The organism is Methylomonas sp. MgM2, from assembly GCF_054172045.1.
This window is the reverse complement of the sequence record NZ_JBSYXO010000008.1, coordinates 119,924-139,522: the sequence shown is the minus strand read 5'-3', so window position 1 is coordinate 139,522 and position 19,599 is coordinate 119,924. Positions and strand designations below refer to the sequence as shown.

Annotated in this window: 9 protein-coding genes; 7 read left to right on the top strand and 2 right to left on the bottom strand. The window is 52.9% G+C overall.

Annotation, left to right across the window (positions count from 1 at the left end):
- The first annotated feature begins 10 nt into the window (after nt 1–10).
- From ACW73I_RS08730 to ACW73I_RS08700, 7 genes are all read left to right on the top strand, one after another.
- Entirely contained in the window at nt 11–4,513 is a 4,503-nt protein-coding gene (locus ACW73I_RS08730; protein ID WP_458028869.1) for a hypothetical protein, read from the top strand.
- Nucleotides 4,510–6,015, top strand: coding sequence for a contractile injection system tape measure protein (locus ACW73I_RS08725; RefSeq protein WP_458028868.1), 1,506 nt, complete (start codon nt 4,510–4,512; stop codon nt 6,013–6,015). Before ACW73I_RS08730 ends, ACW73I_RS08725 begins: the two co-directional genes overlap by 4 nt.
- A 21-nt stretch (nt 6,016–6,036) precedes the next feature.
- Entirely contained in the window at nt 6,037–9,177 is a 3,141-nt protein-coding gene (locus tag ACW73I_RS08720; RefSeq protein ID WP_458028867.1) for a hypothetical protein, read from the top strand.
- A gap of 51 nt (nt 9,178–9,228) precedes the next feature.
- A complete protein-coding gene (locus ACW73I_RS08715; RefSeq protein ID WP_458028866.1) occupies nt 9,229–12,804 on the top strand; it encodes an eCIS core domain-containing protein in 3,576 nt (1,191 codons plus the stop codon).
- Between the two features lie 250 nt (nt 12,805–13,054).
- The gene (locus ACW73I_RS08710; protein WP_458028865.1) at nt 13,055–14,380 is read left to right on the top strand and encodes an ATP-binding protein; all 1,326 of its coding nucleotides are present in this window, start codon (nt 13,055–13,057) and stop codon (nt 14,378–14,380) included.
- Nucleotides 14,381–14,634: 254 nt separating this feature from the next.
- Nucleotides 14,635–16,311 carry a P-loop NTPase gene (locus ACW73I_RS08705; protein ID WP_458028864.1) on the top strand — a complete coding sequence of 559 codons (1,677 nt, stop codon included), beginning with the start codon at nt 14,635–14,637 and terminating at the stop codon, nt 16,309–16,311.
- A gap of 73 nt (nt 16,312–16,384) precedes the next feature.
- Complete coding sequence (locus ACW73I_RS08700) at nt 16,385–17,065, top strand: hypothetical protein (RefSeq protein WP_458028863.1); 681 nt, start codon at nt 16,385–16,387, stop codon at nt 17,063–17,065.
- A 269-nt stretch (nt 17,066–17,334) separates the two neighbouring features.
- Here the strand turns inward: ACW73I_RS08700 and eutC are convergent, their stop codons facing one another.
- Together eutC and ACW73I_RS08690 are read right to left on the bottom strand one after the other, a co-directional pair.
- Nucleotides 17,335–18,093, bottom strand: coding sequence for an ethanolamine ammonia-lyase subunit EutC (gene eutC, locus ACW73I_RS08695; protein ID WP_458028862.1), 759 nt, complete (start codon nt 18,091–18,093; stop codon nt 17,335–17,337).
- Nucleotides 18,090–19,478 carry an ethanolamine ammonia-lyase subunit EutB gene (locus tag ACW73I_RS08690; protein ID WP_458028861.1) on the bottom strand — a complete coding sequence of 463 codons (1,389 nt, stop codon included), beginning with the start codon at nt 19,476–19,478 and terminating at the stop codon, nt 18,090–18,092. Before ACW73I_RS08690 ends, eutC begins: the two co-directional genes overlap by 4 nt.
- Nucleotides 19,479–19,599: the final 121 nt, after the last annotated feature.

The following is a 19,599-nucleotide window of genomic DNA, read 5'->3' as shown; positions in this document are numbered from 1 at the left end:
GGTGACAACCATGCAAGCAAAGCAAAATAATTTTCCGGTTTTCGAAGCCAACCAAGTCCTGACCAACGCCCATCTAAACCAAATCTTCGATTACCTCGACGAACAGGAACGCCTGACCCGCGCCAATTTAGTCGGGATCGGCATCGTCTGCGGCTTGGATATCGCCTTGGACAACCCGGCGGCTCCTACCAAGATCCATCTCGGCAAGGGTTGCGGCATTACGTCGGAAGGTTATTTGATTATCGAGCCGGATGACGTCGACTTGGTCGCCTACCGGGATTATGTGCTACCCGACGACATTGCCTATCCGGCTTTCATCGACGCCGCAAGCGGCGACCCTTATCCGCTGTGGGAGTTGTTTCCGGCCGGTGAAGCCGAAACCACGCCCTTAACCGGCCCGGCCGGTTTTCTCGACGACAAGGCCGTGCTGCTGTTTTTGGAATTGAAAAAATCGGCCTTACGCAATTGCAGTCCCAATAATTGCGACGATAAGGGCGCCGGCGTCGCGGTTCAAGTTCGGCGTTTGCTAATCCGTAAACAAGATCTCGACGCAATTATTGCCGCCGCCGATACCGAATCGGAGTCGAGCGGCGCCGGCTTGGAAGCATCGCTCGCGGCGCAACTGAATCTGCCGGATCTACGCTTGCCGCGTTTCGACGTAACAAACAGCCAGCCGATCACCTCTAATCAAGTATTGGCCGCGTTTTTAAAAGTGTTTGGCGCCGGCGATCTGGCGACGGCGCTGGCGACGGCGTTGACTGCGGCTTATCAGGCGTTTAAACCTATTTTGCAAGCGAGCTACCCCGGCGATCCGTTCTCCGATTTCATGACCCGCTTCGGCTTTCTGGATAACGCACCGGCCACTACGAACCAAGTTCGCTTCCTGCCTTATTACTACGATTTTTTCGACGATTTGATTCGCGCTTACGACGACTTTCGCGAACAAGCCTTGGGTCTAATGTGCGCCTGCTGCCCGGCCGAAGGTTTATTTCCGCGGCATTTGCTGCTCGGTTTACTATCGTCGAGCACCCAGCTCGAAAACAGTACCTACCGCCATCGCTTTCTGGCCTCCCCGGCCGTCGGCGATTGTGAACAACGCACCCGCGATACGGTGATCCTGTTTCGGCGTTTGGTCGAGATGATCCGCCAATTTACCGATACGCCAGCCTTGCCGCCGATGCAAAATCAGCTTATCGATACCCAAATTCGGGCGACGCCGTCCAAACTGGGAACGGCCGCGCTATCGGATAAAGCCATCCCTTATTATTACCGGCAAACCGGCAGCCCGCCGCTTTACGAACTCTGGCATCCGGAAAAAAGCCGTCTTTTCAAAGCCGGGCAAAATCTCGGTTACCGTGCCGACGAATACGTGCCGCCGGCACCGGCGTTTGTTAGCAAACCTTTAGCCTACGATCTGGAGCCGTATAATTTTCTGCGCATCGAAGGGCATTTAGGCAAAAATTATCAGACCGTGCTCAACACCTTGTTATCGTTGAAGAGCCAATATCGCTTGCCTATCGGCGTGATTGCGTTGAGAAGCGGCGTCTTCGATGAAAGCATAGCGACCGATTTAAGCAAGGAGGACTGCCGCTTTCAAGATTTGGAAGCCGCCTACGACCTTAGCCGCGCGCAATTGCTCGGCGCCTTGGTCAAGGCGTTGACCTATTTTTATCATTTGCCTGCCCAGTCTGGTTCTCCGGTCACCACGCCGGTCCCGTCGCAGTTCGCGCTTATCAACCAATATCAACCCGGATTTTTGGTGCAACCGCAAACGCTGGGCCGGCTATTCGAGGATTACATCACCCAACAAGGCGGCACCGTGCCTGATATCGACGCCAATTTGATGGCCAGTTGGATCAATATCTTCCCGCCCGGCGATAACTTGATTTACTACAGCTTCTTTTATTTGCTCAAGCTGGGCGAGGCGCTGCCGGACACGCTTTCCGGCGCGAATTTCGCCGATATCGAGAACCGTTACCGGAATTTGTTAATCGTCGTTGTCGCCATCGAGACCAAACGCGAACAAGGCGTCGCCAATCTCGAAGGCAATAGCCAGTTATTGAATTGGGAAGAGATTGACGACCGGTTGGAAGACCTGCTCAAAAACACTCAACTCGACGCCTTGCGAGCCGTTCATAAGGATTTTGGCGAGCGAGTCAAGCATCTGAAAAAAAAGCAGTTCTTAAGTCACTTTCTAGTCGACCATCCCGGCATACAACATAAAGCCGGCGTCCCTTTCGGCGGCACCTTCATTATCGTTTACCATCAAGACCCGCCGGCCGCTTCCGGTTTAAGCGCTTCCGCCGGTTTTGCCGCCGCGACGCCGGCCATCGACCCGTTTGCGGTCCGCGCTATTTTGCCTGAACATGCGAATAACGCCAATTTGACCGACTTTGTGTTCAGACCGGTCGATGTAAACTTTATCAATATGGCCGCCGCTGCCTCCGCGAGCCAGCCGGCAAACCCTAGAGCCGGTGATACCGCCGGCGTTAACGCGGCATCACCGGCGGTTAACCCCGCGACGGATGCCAGCGCCGCAGCGGTCAGGCCGACATTGAATCTAAGCGCCTCGCTGTTGCGAGACTCGCTGGCGGCCGGCGCTGCCGCCAACCAGCCGGCGGCATCCGGTGCCAATATCAATACGGCCGCACTGGCTAATGCAGCTGCCGGCAGCACCCTAGCGGCCTCGGCGGCCGGCCCCCGAACCGCAGCAAACCCAAGCGTCAACCCCGCAACACTTGCCCGCACGACAAATGCCTCCGTTAGCCCCGCTGCGGAAACCCCGGCACTAAATCCCCAGGCGACCGCGAATGCGCGTATTAATCCCGCCGTGGCGGCGGCCGGAACCACCGGCGCGGTTAGCGCTGGTATAAGAGCAACGGATACGGTTGGCGTTACAAACGCAACAATAGGTATAAGAGAAACGATCACGGCCGGAGCCGCCGACACGGCGACGGCCGGTATCAGAGCAACGGATACGGCCACGATCAATCCGGCCTTAATCGACGCCATCAGACGCCTGCAAATTCAGCAGCCGACCGTCACCAACCCCGATTTGCAAATCGTCATCGACGGCTTATCGACATTAATTCCGACGGTGCCGATTTTTCCCGGCGGCTTCGAATTCCTGTCCCCGGCCGACCAGATCATAGCCGCGACGGTAAACGGTTTTGCCGACGGCACCGTGATCGCCGATTTTTATCTGCCGTATTTATATTGCGGAAGTTGCACGCCGATTCAATTCGTATTGCCGAAACCGCCGCCGACCTTTACCTTCACGGTCGCTTGTACCGCTTCCGGCGAAGACGGGCCGTCGGCTCCGGTGAGCATAAACGCCGAACAAGGTTTGCCGCCTTACCGTATCAAAATCGACGATCAGGCTTTCCAGGATTTGGCGAATCCCGTCATGTTGGCGCCGGGTGAACATACCTTGATTATCCAGGACGCCGACGATTCCCTGTCTTCGGCGCAGACATTGACGATACCGCAGCCGATCGGTATCGGCGAACCGACTTTTACCTGCACGGAAGATCGTTCGCAATACGTCGCCGTGGTGCCGATTACCGGCGGCACGCCGCCTTATACGGTCAACGAATCCGTAGTGGACGGAGACAGCTTTACTTCGGCGCCGGCGGCCAGCGGCGCGGACGTCGTGATTCGTGTGGTCGATCAGATGCAGTGCGTCTTCGAAACCACCCTCACGCATACCTGTCCCCCTCCTTGCGATTTGCCGAATGACGGCCAATCGCGGCGCAGCGCCTATCGGCTCTGGTTGCAGCCATCGGGCGGAAGATTCGGCAGCTACAAACAAACCACGGCGATCAGGTTCAATTTTAACGACAAGGAATTCGATTTAAGCGATACGGCGGAGCTGCTGCAAATGCCGGCCGATGATCTCAATAACGATTTTCAAACGGCATTTGCCAAGGTTATCCGGGAACTCAACGCGAAACTCAATGCTGTCTTGGGCGAAGCGTTCGAACGCTTGAGCATCACTTACGCACCGGCCGACACCGATCCGTTCGGGGTTTTGATGATCGAACATTTCGAGGGCGATAGCTTCAGCTTTGCGTTCGATTTCGGTTTTAGCAAATCCGGTACCACGGGTAATTTTGCAGTTCGGTACGGGAATGATGGCTTTGGCTTGGAAAATGCCTTCGACGGGGTAATTTTCACTAACTTGGATCAGGATAACCGACAAATCCGCGTTCCCGCGTTCGACCCCAACGAGCGCAATCAATGCGATCAAACACCTTTTGTCAAAGCGTGTAGCGGTTTCGACGTCAAACCGAACTTTACCAATCAAAACTTTCAGATTTTCACCATTGCCGACGACATGCCGAGAACCGGCATCGCCGCATGGGTCTGGGATTTCTCGGCGCCGACGGCGGAACCGTTTTACGAGGGCGAATCGATTACCGTTAATTGGCAAGTCGTGGAGAGTTCGATTCGCCTGACGGCGATCACCGATAAAGGTTGTTTCAGTTCCAACCAAATTTCGATTCTTTTATGACGCACCTGATCCGCGCGCAGCATTGGCAAGTGGAATTTAACGGCCCAGAATCCGATGCCTTGGCCCTTCAACGCCGCTTGGCCCAGTGGTGCAACGGAGATGGGGTGCGGATGCTTGAACGCAGCCTGGACAAATATGTTCCCGACGCCGAATACTGGGTGGTGGATAGCCTTGAACTCGACGCCGGCAGCGTCGACCTCGAACGCTTGGAAGATCAGTTAGCGGCGCAAGTCGGGCAAGCCTTGGAACAAGCCCTGCCTGCGCCGCGCCCGCTACAGCCCCGGAGTCCGCCGCAGGTCGCAAGCACTATCCGGCAACAATCGCCTGCGCTGCATCTCGATCAATGTCTCGCGTATTTTTTAAGCACAGGTATGTTACCTTGGACCGTCCGGCTCGCGCCCGGCGAACATTTGGAACATCTGCTGCTGAATTTTTGGGAAGAGCAGCCGTCAAATCGAATATTCAGCGCCACGCTGGCTAGCCTGGCTTCGGCAAGCGCCAGAAGACGGCTGGTATTACAATTTACCGAGGCCTTTTTGGCCGAATTGTTAGATCGCCTGACCCCCGCTCGGAATCATGCAGTAGCCTCTATCCTGTCGCAGGTGCATGGCGCGGGACTACCGGCTGCAATCAGCAAAGCCTTCCGTTCGCAACTGTGGGAAACCCTTTTTGCCTCGATAGCGGCCGGCCGATCCTATTCGGATAATGAGCTCGACATCGTTCGCGCCGTTTGGCGCCAACTTCCGGAACCGCCAAAAAAAACGGCCGTCCTTACCCGGTTTTTAGCAAGCCGTTGGCCTGCAATCAGCAATGCCGATGGTTTCGACGTACCGCCGCCATCGACTGATACAACGGCTTCGAAAGCAAAAACCGATCATAAGCGCGATGTTGGCGACGAGCAGTCGCAGTGGTCTCGTCTGTGGTTGGACAGCAACGGCAACAGGAATGAAATCGTCCTCGCCGAGGGCCCGGAGAATCCGATTAAACACGCTGCCGAAGCGACGCAAGGCTTTTATATCGATAACGCCGGCTTGGTTTTATTGCATCCGTTCTTACCGCAATTTTTTCAATCGCTCGCGCTTGTAAATGAAAACACTGTCGTGCAACCGGCCCGTGCCTGTTGTTTGTTGCATTACTTAGCGACCGGCCGGCGGATTGCGCCGGAATACGAACTGATTTTGCCGAAAGTGCTGTGCAATATTCCGTTAACTCAGCCGGTCGAACCCGATGCCGATTTAACCCCTGCCGAAACGGCAGAGGCCGAAGCCTTGCTGGCCGCCACGATTCAGCACTGGGAAGCATTGAAAAATACCGGCATAGACGCATTACGCGGCGCATTTTTGCTGCGCGCCGGAAAAATGACCTTGCGCGACGACGGCGATTGGTTGCTGCAGGTCGAAAACAAAGGATTGGACATTTTGTTGGCGCAATTGCCTTGGGGCATCGGCGTCATCAAATTACCGTGGATGGAATCGATGCTGTGGGTGGAATGGCCTGTGTAGTCCGATAGGCGGGAGCGCAATATGAAAACGAGCGCCGAAAAATCGTCGACCACTGCCAGCGCGGCAACGCCGGCGGCTAAGCAAGCGTTCTTTGCGAAAACAGGCGAAGATAGTTTTTTCGGGCCGAATAAAATCAATAAAGACGGCCATACGCAGGTTAACTCTAAGACTGCCAAAACCGCTTCATTTTCGTCGCCGCCCAATGAAGTCACTTCCTTGAAATCCGGCCTGTTTTCACCGACACCGTTCATCGCCAAATTGATCGACGAAGAGCGCAAAGGCGCGTCGATCAGAGCGAGTTTCGGTTCTTTCGCGCAAGGCGAAATCAAAGTCAGAAAACGTAAACAAGACTATGAAACAGTCGGTATCGGCCAACTGCCGCTAGTCATCCCTGCCTTAAAACCGCTTCAAGACATCGGCGTACCGCTGGTTCTGGCGATAGAGATTAGAAAAAGCGCTATCAGCGGTTATATTGCCGTTGCCGGCAAACGATGGCCGGAAAAAAAGAATCTTGCCAGACTTCTTCATCAAAACACAAAATCGCTTGGCTGGACCGGCTTGCAGTTCAAATCGTTTTCCGACAATTCGGTCAATTCGATTAGCAACGGCGTTTTGCAGTTCTCCCAAAACGATATTCCGGTCCGTCTGGGTGGATTTTTAGACAGCCGGTTTGCTCTAGGTTTAAGCGACGACCGTTTCTTCTTCGAAGGCGGCGGCACCGCTAAAATTCCGGGCTTGCAGCCGACCGCGTTCGATTTGGCGCTGAAGCCGGACGGAAAAATAAAGGGGGAAGTTAATACCGGCGTTACCTTCAAGAATTTCAGCGGTTCGCTCCGGCTTCGATTCGTCAACGGCTTAGTCGACGGACAAGGCGATGTCCAATACAGCACGGAAAAATTGTCCGGCAGCTTCCATATCGTTTTAACCGATCAAAAAACCGCGCGCGGCATCGCTTTCAACGTGCTCCCGCCGGAACAGCTCAACCAAAAGGCGATCGAACAATCCGGGCTGCAAAGTTCCGGAACAAGTGCGGAACCCATGCCCGGCCCGCGCGCATTGGCCGGTACGGCGACGCTGAACGTCGTGTTTAACGAATGGCTGTCCGGCACGGCTTTGGTGGTGGTCGACGGTGCCGGACATGTGACCGTGGTGTCGAAGATCACGCCGCAAAAAGTCGTCACGCTGTTTCGGCCCAGACAATTTCCTTCTGCGGGCCCCCGGGTTCTGTTTAGCGCCAACCCTACCTTTCGTTACGGTTTACCCTATGTCGCCGACGTTCATGTCGGCATCAGCGTCGTATTGACGGTTGGCGCAACGATAGGCCCGGGCGTACTCAGAAACATTAGCGTTGAAGGTACCTATTCGACCGATCCTTTAATCTTCAACCAATTCGCTTTATCCGCCGAATTACATATCCAGGCGCTGGCGGAATTAGCCTTGGCCCTTGAAGCCAAGGCGGGCTTGACCATACTCGCGCATGACATCAACGCCGGCGCCGGCATCAAAGGCGCGTTGGTGCTGAAAGCCTATGTCGAAGGCATACCGACCATCGGCTATCGGGAAAAGGCCGATCCCATGCAGGGCAAAAAAGGGGAATTTTTTATCAAGGGCAGCGCCGTTGCAGCCGCGCAACCCTTCTTCGTATTGTCCGGCTACTTGTTTATCGAATTGGATAGCCCGTGGTGGTCGCCGGCACCGGACAAACGCTGGCCTTGGTCGTTGGGCGAAAAAGAATACCCTTTAGGATCGGGCTGGGGTGTCGGCATGAAAATAGGCGGTAACGACGGCTATGTCCTGGGCTCCGACAAGGCGCCGGACATCGATTTCGACGATGCGCAATTCGACGGAAGCAAATTTATCGACAATGTTGTGGACGACAATGTCCCTAAAGAACAAGGGCGCAGCAAAGAGTCAAAAAACCCTTACTCGGATCAATTGAAGGGCCAAGCGCCTCCGCCAACGGCCAAGCCAAGTGTCAGCATTCCAAGCAAAACGTCCAAAGCCAAGCCGCCGGCCAACGCCAAGTTGACCGAAAAATGGATGCAAGCCTCTACCAAAGGTCTCCTGCCGTTAAAGCAAAAAGCCGAAAAAACGCCTTTCGATGAAATCAAACTGACTAGGGAATTGAATCGGCTCCGTACCCGCTTCGGTTTCACCGCCTTACAAGCGACCCAGTCCGGAAATAATTGGCTGGTGGTTGCCGAAATGTTCGACCGAAACAATAAGCTTAATCCGCTTGCGCTCAAGGGTGCGCCGACGCGGGACGGCAAAGGCGGCGACAAGCCGATTAAAGGCGAAGCCGCGCAAAATGAAGAAGGCTTACCGGACAGGGTTAAAACCGGCCTGCTTGCGCTGGAACAGGTAACCCAAGGCTATCTAAAACAAGGCGCGACGGAAGACGAATTACAGACTGCGATTAAATCGGTGAGACGGAAATTTTCGTTCAAATCCATTCAACTCATCAAACAACAAGGCTTTTGGCATTATTTATATGAGATCAACCCGAAAGGCGATTTGAAAGGCCCCAAGGTACGGGAGGACGGCAACGCGGCCGACTGGCCGACCGGTTCCGGTCAAAATCCTATTCCGATCAAATGGTTTAAGCCGCGCGACAATTTTTATCCTACCTTGAGACTTAGAGGCGGCGCGGAAAGAACGCCGCGCCAAGGCATCAAACTGCCGGCAGTCGGCAGAAGGCCCGAGCGCTTATTAAAAGTTTCCGACGCCAACTTCATGCAAGTAGATCAGAAAATCGGCAGAACGGATCGAGGCTCCGAAGCGGAAAAACAGAAAATACGGGAACATATCGAGGCACTACGTGATCTGGGGCCGAATAACGAAAATTACATCGTGTTCGATGGCGCAGGCAGTTACGCCATAGATCACGTTAGGGACTTGACCTGGCAGGGCGGCGACAACTTCGAAAATCTCTGGCCGCTAGCCAGCGACAAAAACAATGCGATCAACGCTTCGCACAATCAACAGGTACGCGTCAACGACAACGGCACGGTGCTTACCAAAGCGGCCTATCTATTTAGCGATAAAAAGTTCATCATCAAAAAGATTGCTACCACCGCGCCGTCTTCCAGTAGCGACCACGGCTCGACCAAAGATTCCCCGATTAATAGCGGCGAACACGGTATTCCGAAAAAAGCCATTTAATTTATGTAAAACTTCGCGCTTCCATCGTGAAGAAAAATTGTCAAGGCGGGCATGATGAAGACCAACACCAAAAAGTCATCGACAGCTGCTAAAACCCCGACACAAGCAGCCAATCAAGCGTTTTTCGGCAAGACCGGCGGCGGTAGTTTTTTTGCGCCGGCGGTGCAAACGAAAATGACGGTTAACCAACCCGGCGATAAGTTCGAACAGGAAGCCGACAAAACTGCCGACAAGGTCATGCGCATGCCGGCGCCCGTTACCGGCAAAGACGAAAAATTACAGCGGGCACCGGAGGACAAATTACAGAAAAAGGACGAAGAAAAAATCCGGAAAGCCGACATGCCCGAGGAAAAAGTCCAAAAGCAGGAAGAAGAGAAAATTCAGAAAGCGGACATGCCGGAGGAAAAGGTTCAAAAGCAAGAAGACGAAAAGATACGGAAAGCGGCCGAACCTGAAGAGAAAATCCGGAAACAGGAAGAAGATAAGCTACAAAAAGCCGACATGCCCGAGGAGAAGCTCCAAAAGCAAGCTGACGACAAGTTGCAAAAAGCGGACACGCCGGAAGAGAAAATCCAAAAGCAAACCGATGAGAAATTACAAAAAGCGGCGGCCGACGAAAACAAACTCCGGCGTAAAGGCGACGCCGGCGCACCTTCGGTAAGCTCGGATGCCCAGTCCTCAATCAAAAACAAAACCGCCGGCGGTCAACCCCTTTCCAGCGACGTGCGCGGCTTTATGGAACCGCGTTTCAACGCCGATTTCAGCAATGTCCGCGTGCATCACGACGCCGAGTCCGCCGATCTCAGCCATCAGTTGAGCGCCCGCGCTTTCACCTATCAAAACCACGTCTTCTTCTCCAAGGATCAATACCGGCCCGGCACCAGCGAAGGCAAGCAGCTGCTGGCGCACGAACTGACGCATACCATTCAGCAGGGTCACGCCGTTCAGCGCAGCCCGCAAGTCACGACAACCGCTACGCCGCCGGCTGTGCAGCGTTTATTGGGCATCGACATCCCGTCGTGGCAAGACGTAATCGATTGGCTGGCCGAAAAAGCCTACAACATTCCGGGCTATCGCATGTTTACCATTGTGATCGGCGTCAATCCTATCAACGGCCGCGATACGGATCGAAGCGCGGCCAATATCTTGCGCGCCGTCGTCGAATTCTTGCCCGGCGGCAAAATCATTACCGACGCCTTGGAAAAATACGGCGTATTCGGCAAGGCCGGCGCATGGGTGGAAGGCAAGTTAAAACAATTCGGCAACTTGCTTGGCAGCGTTAAATCGGCTATTTCGGAGTTTCTGGATGATCTGGATTTCATCGACATCATCCTGCATCCGGTGCGCACCTGGGAAAGAGCGGTCGACATATTCACTTCGCCGGTCAAGCAAATCATCGATTTTATCGGCGGCATTTTTCAAGACATTCTGCAATTTATCCGCGATGCCGTTTTGATGCCGTTGGCGGCGTTGGCGCAGGGCAAGCCGGGCTTCGACTTGCTGTGCGCGATACTCGGCAAAAATCCGATCAGCGGAGAACCGGTGCCGCGCAACGCCGATACGTTGATCGGCGGTTTCATGAAGCTGATCGGACAGGAAGAAGTCTGGGAAAACATCAAAAAAGGCCACGCGGTACAAAAAGCCTGGCAATGGTTTCAAACCGCCATGCAGGAGTTGTTCGCGATGGTCGTGCAATTCCCGCAAGATTTCATCGCCATGTTGAAATCGCTGGAAGTACTGGACTTTATCGTGCTACCCAAGTTGTTCGTCAAGGTCTTCAAAGTCTTCGGCGGTTTCGTGGTCAAGTTCAGTTCGTGGGCTTTCGGCACCATTTTGAGCTTGCTGGAAATCATCTTTTCGGTAGTCGCGCCGGGAGTGATGCCCTACATCGCCAAAGCCAAGGGCAGCTTCCAGAAGATCATCAAAAACCCGGTCGGTTTTGTCGGCAATTTGGTCAAGGCCGGCAAAATGGGCTTTAACCTGTTCATGCACAATATCGGCATGCACCTGAAAACCGCATTGATTAAGTGGATCGTGGGGCCATTGGCCGAAGCCGGCGTTTACATTCCCAAAGCATTCTCGTTAACCGAAATCCTCAAATTGATCTTGTCGGTATTGGGCTTAACCTGGCAAAACATCCGCGCCAAACTGGTCAAGGTTATTCCCGATCCGATTCTGGCCGGCCTGGAAAAAACCGCCGGCATTCTGGTGACGCTGGTAAAAGAAGGCCCGGTCGCGGCCTGGGAGCAGATCAAAGCCGAGTTGACCGAATTGAAAGACCAGTTGATCGCCCAAGTCACGCAAATGGTCACCACCGAAATCGTCAAGGCCGCGATCACCAAGCTGGTGATGATGCTGAACCCGGCCGGCGCCTTTGTTCAGGCCGTGCTGGCGATTTGGAATACCATCAGCTTCTTCGTGCAAAAAATCCGCCAAATCGGTGCCGTCGTCGGCGCGTTCATCAACTCGATTGCCGCCATCGCCGCCGGCCAAATCGCCGGCGCCGCGAAAAAAGTCGAAACCACGATGGCCAACACCTTAACCGTGGTCATCGCCTTCCTGGCTAAATTCGCCGGCCTCGGCAGTATTCCGGAAAAAATCGTCGGGATTATCAATAAAATTCGCGCGCCGATCGATAAAGGACTGGATAAGATAGTCGGGTGGTTGGGGGCAATGCTGAAAAAACTAGGCGGCGCCGTCGCCCAAGCGGGATTGCCCGCCGATCCGAACGAGCGCTTGAAATTGGCCGCAGCGGCAGCCGTTACCGCCGCCAGAAAATTAAGCGGCCGCGTTACCCAGCCGCTGCTGACGTCTGCACTGACCGTCATCAAAACCCGTTACGGCTTGCAGCAAATCCTGCCCTACGAAAAAGACGGCGAGTGGCGAGTGAAACTGACGATCAATCCGGTCATCGATCAAGCGACCGGCGTTTCAAGTCAAAGCCCGGCCGCCGGCACGGCTGTTGGCCGGGTTGCCGTCGGTTCGTGGATAAAATTGGCAAACGGTTCGTTCGAACGCGTTAAAGATTCCGCAACGATTGTGAAAAGAGGCGCCGACGGCAAAACCCAACCCGTAATGTTCGGGACTGTTAAAACCGACGGTTCGCCGGGGTCGCATGCTTACAGCGCAGAGGGAAAAGATTGGGAGCGCAGCGCTTTCACGCACGCTTCCAACTTCGTTACCCTGGAAGGCAGCGGCACGACATTTGTTTTGAAACCGGAATATCGCGGCTCCAAGAAAATCCGCCCGAATTTTTATTCCGACTCAAGCTCGAGCCTGGGAGCGGCTAGGAGCGGTAAACTGCCCTCATTGTTGCATCCGTCCGACCCGACCAAATTTTTAAGCGAAGGCTCGCCCGCGCAAGAAGCGGCTCAAGGTTACACGCAAACCTTTAACGGCAAAGCCGTTGTACCGGTGGCCGCCGCCTCGCCCGACCACGATCCTCCGGTAGCCGATCACTGGACCAACCGGCAAGGTAACAACACGACTCAAACAAGTAGAGAAAACTGGAATACCGATCTAAACACATATAAATTAATGTCCAAAAAACTGAACCTTAGCTTAGGCAGCCGTGGGGAAAACTTCACTAAAACGGTCGGCGTCGACTTTCGCGGGCCGGGCGAATAATTGTTCAACTGCTTTTTAAGGATATCGTCCAAAATAACTTCCCGATATGGCCATAGTCACTGGGGACGTACCGAGTGAGGATGTCGGCAGCAAGGACGCTGCCGTGCCCCCATGGAAGGGTTCTCGGCGTTCCTCATTCGGTATGCCCCAGGGTTCGCACCGGCAAAACGGGAAGTTGTTTTGGCCGAATCCTAAGACAAAGTCGATCGCCCCGAAAATGGAATAAAGATGTTCGCAAATTATGGTAATCATGCAAAACAACGCCGCCAACCTTGAAACAGCCCTCGCGTGGCTGAAAGAACTGATCGATGCATGCCTGAAGATGCACTTTAAGCGAATTGAAAGCCAAGAACTCGGCTCTTTAAATTTATACATGGGCGAGTCCTGGCTGTCCACATTCATCGAACAATACGATCCGCGCATGGAAGAATTCGTGGTGTTGATGCTCGCCGCCGCTCCTCACCTCCAACCCCACTTTTTCACCAAACTGATCGCCGAACATTTGCCGGAAGGCGGCGATTTTCCCGAATTCGGCGGCGTTAAGGGCGGTAGTCACCGCGGCATCTTGCCTACCGGAGAAACGGCGCAATTCATTTTAGCCGGCGATAAGCTGGAACAGCGCTTGGAGGTTCAGCGTATTTTGAGTAACGACCATTGGTTCGCCCGGCAGCGTATCCTTTGGCTGGAGCCGGTACGCGAAGGCGAGCCGGTGATGAGCGGGCGCTTGATTCTCGATCCGGAAATTGTCGAGTTGATGACGCTAGGCACGGTAAGCAAGCCGCGGTTCAGTGTCGATTTTCCGGCCGAATATCTGGAAACGGAGATGGAATGGAACGATTTGGTGCTGCACCCGAACACCTTACGCCAAATCGGCGAAATCGAAAACTGGATCAAGCACAACGATACCTTGCTGTACGGCTGGGGCATGAAGAAAAAGATCAAACCGGGTTATCGCGCGCTGTTTTACGGTCCGCCCGGCAATGGAAAAACCTTGACCGCGACCCTGTTAGGCAAATATACCGACAGAGCGGTATTCCGCATCGATTTGTCTCGGGTAGTATCGAAATATATCGGTGAAACCGAAAAAAACCTGTCGCGCTTGTTCGACAAGGCGGAAAACAAAAACTGGATTCTGTTTTTCGACGAAGCGGACGCCTTGTTCGGCAAACGCACCGACATCCGCGACGCCCACGATAAATACGCCAACCAGGAAGTCGCCTATTTGTTGCAGCGCATCGAAGCTTATAACGGTTTGGTCATCCTCGCGAGCAATCAGCGCGGCAATATCGACGACGCTTTTATCCGCCGCTTTCAAACCATCATCCACTTCCCCATGCCGCGCCCGGAAGACCGCCGGCAAATCTGGCTCAAGGCGTTTCCGGAGCAAATCCGCATCGCCGACGAAGTGGATTGGCATCAGCTATCCGCCCGTTACGAATTAAGCGGAGCGGCCATCATCAATGTTGCTCATCACTGCGCTATAGAAGCGCTGGCGGACGAGTCTTTATTCCTGAATTTTTCCAAACTGGAAGCCGCGATCGTACGCGAGTTCGTTAAGGAGGGAAAGGTGGTCTAGCCTTTTACCCAAGCTACTATATTGGGTTCTGTTGTATTGCTTAAGCTTTCGTCGGATATTGATGTGGCTACACTAGACCGGACACACTTTTTAAAATAAGCGAAAAAGTGTGGAGCCCAAATGAACAGCAAAAAACCCAACTCCTATACAATTTACTCTGATGCGACACAGTTAATCTACAATATATTGGTAACGGCTATTTTCTATAACCGCCCAGCTTAATTTACAGCGATAATCGATCTATTTGGACAGTAATGATTTCACCAGAATACTTAGACCAATTGCGCCACGGGCTGTTTGCAGGCCAATATAACTTATTGTTGGGCAGCGGCATTTCTCTTGATAGTAATGATCGAAATGGCGTACCACTAAAATCAGCCAAGAAGCTCACTGAAGATTTATGCAAAATAAAAAATCTTGATCCCGGAACAAGGCTGCAACGAGTAAGCATCCTCTTAGATACGAAGGAAATTGATAAATATTTAACTCAACCATACCTAGCTTGTCGACCTGGCGAAACCGTAAAGAGATTGACTTCGTATGTATGGCGCAGCATCTATACATTTAATATTGACGACGCTATTGAAGCAGCATATGAATCGACCGAAAGACCCAAGCAAACAATCGATTCTCTTAATTACGACACTTTATTTAAAACACAGCCTAACAAAAGCTACCTTTCTGTTGTACACCTACACGGCTATGTTAGAGAGCCTGAAAAAGGCTATGTGTTTTCCACATTGCAATATGGCAAAGTTACCAGAGGCATGTGCGCATGGATGCACGTACTATCTGAGTTGATCGCAAGTGAACCCTTTATTATTTCTGGCACAAGCTTAGATGAGCCGGATCTCGAATACTATCTAGCTGGACGAACACCAACGTCGGGAAGAGCAAACCGAGGTCCGTCATTCCTCGTCGAACCATATCCAAACAAGTTGACTGAAGCAATATGTGAACAGCATGGTCTTATTCTTGTTACCTCCACGCTATCCGAATTCTTGAGATGGCTCTCAGAACAATTTGGAAGCGCGCCAACGGTTGCCCAGCTTACAGTCCCATCTTTAGATGGAATATTTAGAGCGAAACCGATTCCAGCGGATCAAATCAATTTCTTTACGTACTTTGAGCTCGTGAAAACAGCGGTCCCTAATCCTGATGGGGATGTGCCTTCATTTTATTTTGGAAAAGCTGCCAAATGGTCTGACTATGAGTCGTCAATAGACGTCCCTTCAGAGGATGAGAGAGTAATTTCAGCCAAGGCACGAAATTGGCTTTCCGGATCAAATATTGCTGCAAAAATTATAAACATCAATGCAGAAACCGGAAGTGGTAAGACAACTATCATCCGACGAATTGGGTATGATTTGGCAAAAGATGGATTTATTGTTCTATGTCTAAATCCGAGTTCAGCAATTGACCCGGAAAATGCATCAAATCTCATATCCTTAATAAATCGGCCTGTTGCAATCATAATTGATGATTTAGCTGATCATGCGCCAACAATACGGTCTATGGTTTTAAGTGTTAGGCTACAGAAACCGATGGTTATAATTTCAGCCGACAGATATTACCGAAAGGATCATCTTGATCGAATAATTGGCGACTTAAATATCGAATACTTTGACATTTCAGCTTGGTCAAAAGACATGTTCGAGCAGTTAATCGAAAAACTCCATCGAGTGGGGTTGCTTGGGCACTCCGACGCAGTTTACCGTCCAAAACAATTTGCGTTGGAACTGGTTAAAAATCCTATAGCTATTGCCACGTGCCGTGCTCTCAATAACTTCAAGCCTCTTGAAGATATTGTTAAATCACTATGGCGAGATGCATCACCAGATGAGAAGCGCACCTATGCGGTCGCAGCACTAGCTAGGCACTGCTACACAGGGGGGGGTTCTTTACGCCATACTCGAAAAAGCGCATCATAATCCCTCATTGAAAGATCAGTTGGAACTATATCGTCCATTACCTCTGACATATGTGGATAACGACGATTACATTATGCCCCTTCACCCTATTGTGGCTGATCGACTTCTTGTCATGCTGGCAAAAGAAAAGCAAGACCTACTTCTTGAAATATTTACGCTCTTGGCAAATGCTCTCGCGCCATATGTTAATAGAACTACTGTTATTGCCCGAACCCCTGAAGCAAAATTGGCAGCAAGGTTATTCAGCGCCGACCAAGTAGTAAAGACATTTTTAGGCGATCAGGCAGCTACCTTCTTTCACCAGGCACACGAGGCATGGAAATGGAACTCTAGGTACTGGGAGCAACGCGCCAAACTTACACAATCTGAGAATCTTGATTTGGCCATTCAATACGCGAGACACGCCGTAGCCATTGAAGAGCATCCCTTCCCTTGGACTACCCTGGCATCATTACTTACAAAAAAAATTGAAAATACAATCGTTGGAATTGATTCGCTTTACGACGAAATCTTTGAGCTAATAAGCAAGGTCAAAAAATACGAAATAAATTCTCCGTCATGGAGGCAAACTCCCCATCCTTTTGTGGTGCTTTTTCATGCAACAGATGTATTTTTGAATAAGGGTGGAAAGATTATGTTTAAGAAAAAAGGCTGGATACTCCAGCAGATTGAATACTGTTCGAGAACATTTAGTCGTGACAAATCGCTTAATGATTATGGCGAAAAGATTTTTCAGGCACTAAATCCAGCATAGCTTTGCATAAAGAAAAGCTAATCTGTCATCGGAGGGAGTACTAGCGAGTGTTGCTTGTAATTTTCCTTAGCCTATTGCTGAACCCAGCGTTAAAATGCTGCTTACTACTTAAATGTTGCCATATTTTGAAATCCTTGAATGTCTCTAAGTGGCCAAAACTGAGAATTCGTCAATATTGATAGCGTACGTTCAAACTTAGTGGTTTGTTTTACGAATCCAGGATTGCGGCCCGACCCGGACCAAAACCCAATCGCTTGTGCCCGATAGAATTAAATCGGCCCGCTTTGTTTTAAGCAATTGCCCGGCATGTCGTCTTTTAATGCGACGCCGGACACGCCTCGCTGTAATGCCTGTTCGCTTAAATACGCCAGTTTGGCGGCGGCGGCCTCGTAAGACATGCCCGCCGGCGGGCGTATGTTGGAAATACAATTGCGCTCGGCGTCGCTGTTGCCGATGCGAGGGGAATAGGTTAAATAAACGCCCAAACTGTCGGCCGCGCTGAGTCCCGGGCGTTCGCCGACGATCATCGCCGATAGGCGGGCGTTGAATAACGCGCCGATTTCATCGGCTAGCGCCACTCTGGCATTTGGTACTAGACAAACCGGCCCCAGACTCAATCCGCAATTGATATAGGCGGCGATGACGGCCTCCAGCAACCCGGCCCCGTGGCGCTCGACTGCCGTGGACGACAAGCCGTTGCTGACAACTAAAACCACATCAACGACCGGATATCGGAGCGATTGCAAGCGTTGGCGGCTGGTTTTATCCAGGCACCGCCCCAGATCGGGGCGAAGCAAATATTGGGTGCGATCGGCGACCGGCGTAGACAACAACAGCGGCGGCCATCCTTTTACAGTTAGAGTTTCGGCAAAATCTTTCAGTTGCCAGGCTTGCTGAACGGCATCCCTGGCCATGGCATGGGCCAGTTGAAACTCCAGATGCGCGGCCGTCGGCGTCGAGCAGCCTACGCAGCCCTGGCCGATTCGTGCTTGCGTAAAGCGCCTAAGATCAAACCATGGGTCGTTCATGTCCGAACGGCGCCGTAATTGGAAAAGTCGCTCAACAACGGGGCCTTGAGCCGTTTATCGGCTAGCCGGTTATTGCCGTCGAAAACCCCCATTTTCTGCAGCCAGGCCTCGAATTCGGGCGCAGGCCGTAAACCCAATACCTGGCGCAGATACAAAGCATCCTGAAAGGAGGTACTTTGATAAGCCAGCATCACGTCGTCGGCACCGGGTATGCCCATGATGAAATTGCAGCCGGCGACGCCAAGCAAGGTGAGCAGATTGTCCATATCGTTTTGATCCGCCTCGGCGTGGTTGGTATAGCAAATATCGCATCCCATCGGCAGGCCCAGCAGCTTAGCGCAGAAATGATCTTCCAAACCGGCGCGTATGATTTGTTTGCCGTCGTACAAATACTCCGGGCCAATGAAACCGACCACGGTATTGACCAGCAGCGGCGAAAACTCCCGCGCAAGCGCATAGGCCCTGGCTTCGCAGGTTTGCGCGTCGACGCCGTGATGAGCGTCGGCCGACAGCGCACTGCCCTGGCCGGTTTCGAAATACATGACCTGATTGCCGAGATTGCTGCGCCCCAATGATTCCGCTATCGCCTGCGCCTCGCGCAACAGAGCCAAATCAATGCCGAAACTGCGATTGGCCGCCTCGGTCCCGGCGATGGATTGAAACACCAAATCGACCGGCGCGCCGCGACGCATCAGTTCCATGCTGGTGGTGACGTGACAGAGGACGCAGGCTTGCGTCGGGATCGCGTGGCGCCGGATGATTTCGTCGAGCAGATTGAGCAGCGTGTGGACATTGTCGAGATTGTCGGTGGCCGGATTGATGCCGATCACGGCGTCGCCGCTGCCGTACAGCAAGCCGTCCAATATGCTGGCGGCGATGCCGCGCGGATCGTCGGTGGGATGATTCGGTTGCAGCCGGGTCGCCAATCGTCCCGGCAAACCGAGGGTATTTCGAAAGCGGCTGACCACTCGGCAGCGCCGGGCGACTGCAATCAGATCCTGATTACGCATGATTTTGCTGGCGGCGGCCGCCATTTCCGGCGTCAGCCCGGCGGCCAGCGCCGATAAATCGCTTTCGTCCGCAAGCAACCAGTCGCGAAATTCGCCGACCGACAATGCGGCGACCGGCGCGAATGCCCCGGCATCGTGGCGTTCGAGAATCAGCCGGGAAATTTCGTCGATTTCCGGCGCGATCAGCGGTTCTTCCAGAAACCGCCGCAAAGGCACTTCGGCCAATAGTCGCTGAGCCACCGCCCGTTCGACTTCCGACGCCGCCGCCAAGCCGGCCAACTCGTCGGCTGCCCGCATCGGCGATGCCTTGGCCATTAAAACCCGCAAATTCGCAAAGTTGAAATTCCTGCCGTTTACGCTGGTGGAGTAAGGCATAGTCAAAGTGAGGCCGAGCACCGGCCGGTTAAATGAGCAAGGGTATAGCAGTCATGTGACCGCTTTGTGACGACGGCAAGGTGACGACTTAATCGCCGCGGCAACACAAGTCTGTTGAACC

Coding starts and splice junctions, on each gene's coding strand:
- ACW73I_RS08730 (WP_458028869.1), top strand. CDS start 11: ATGCAAGCAAAGCAAAATAATTTTCCGGTTTTCGAAGCCAACCAAGTC.
- ACW73I_RS08725 (WP_458028868.1), top strand. CDS start 4,510: ATGACGCACCTGATCCGCGCGCAGCATTGGCAAGTGGAATTTAACGGC.
- ACW73I_RS08720 (WP_458028867.1), top strand. CDS start 6,037: ATGAAAACGAGCGCCGAAAAATCGTCGACCACTGCCAGCGCGGCAACG.
- ACW73I_RS08715 (WP_458028866.1), top strand. CDS start 9,229: ATGATGAAGACCAACACCAAAAAGTCATCGACAGCTGCTAAAACCCCG.
- ACW73I_RS08710 (WP_458028865.1), top strand. CDS start 13,055: ATGCAAAACAACGCCGCCAACCTTGAAACAGCCCTCGCGTGGCTGAAA.
- ACW73I_RS08705 (WP_458028864.1), top strand. CDS start 14,635: ATGATTTCACCAGAATACTTAGACCAATTGCGCCACGGGCTGTTTGCA.
- ACW73I_RS08700 (WP_458028863.1), top strand. CDS start 16,385: ATGCCCCTTCACCCTATTGTGGCTGATCGACTTCTTGTCATGCTGGCA.
- eutC (WP_458028862.1), bottom strand. CDS start 18,093: ATGAACGACCCATGGTTTGATCTTAGGCGCTTTACGCAAGCACGAATC.
- ACW73I_RS08690 (WP_458028861.1), bottom strand. CDS start 19,478: ATGCCTTACTCCACCAGCGTAAACGGCAGGAATTTCAACTTTGCGAAT.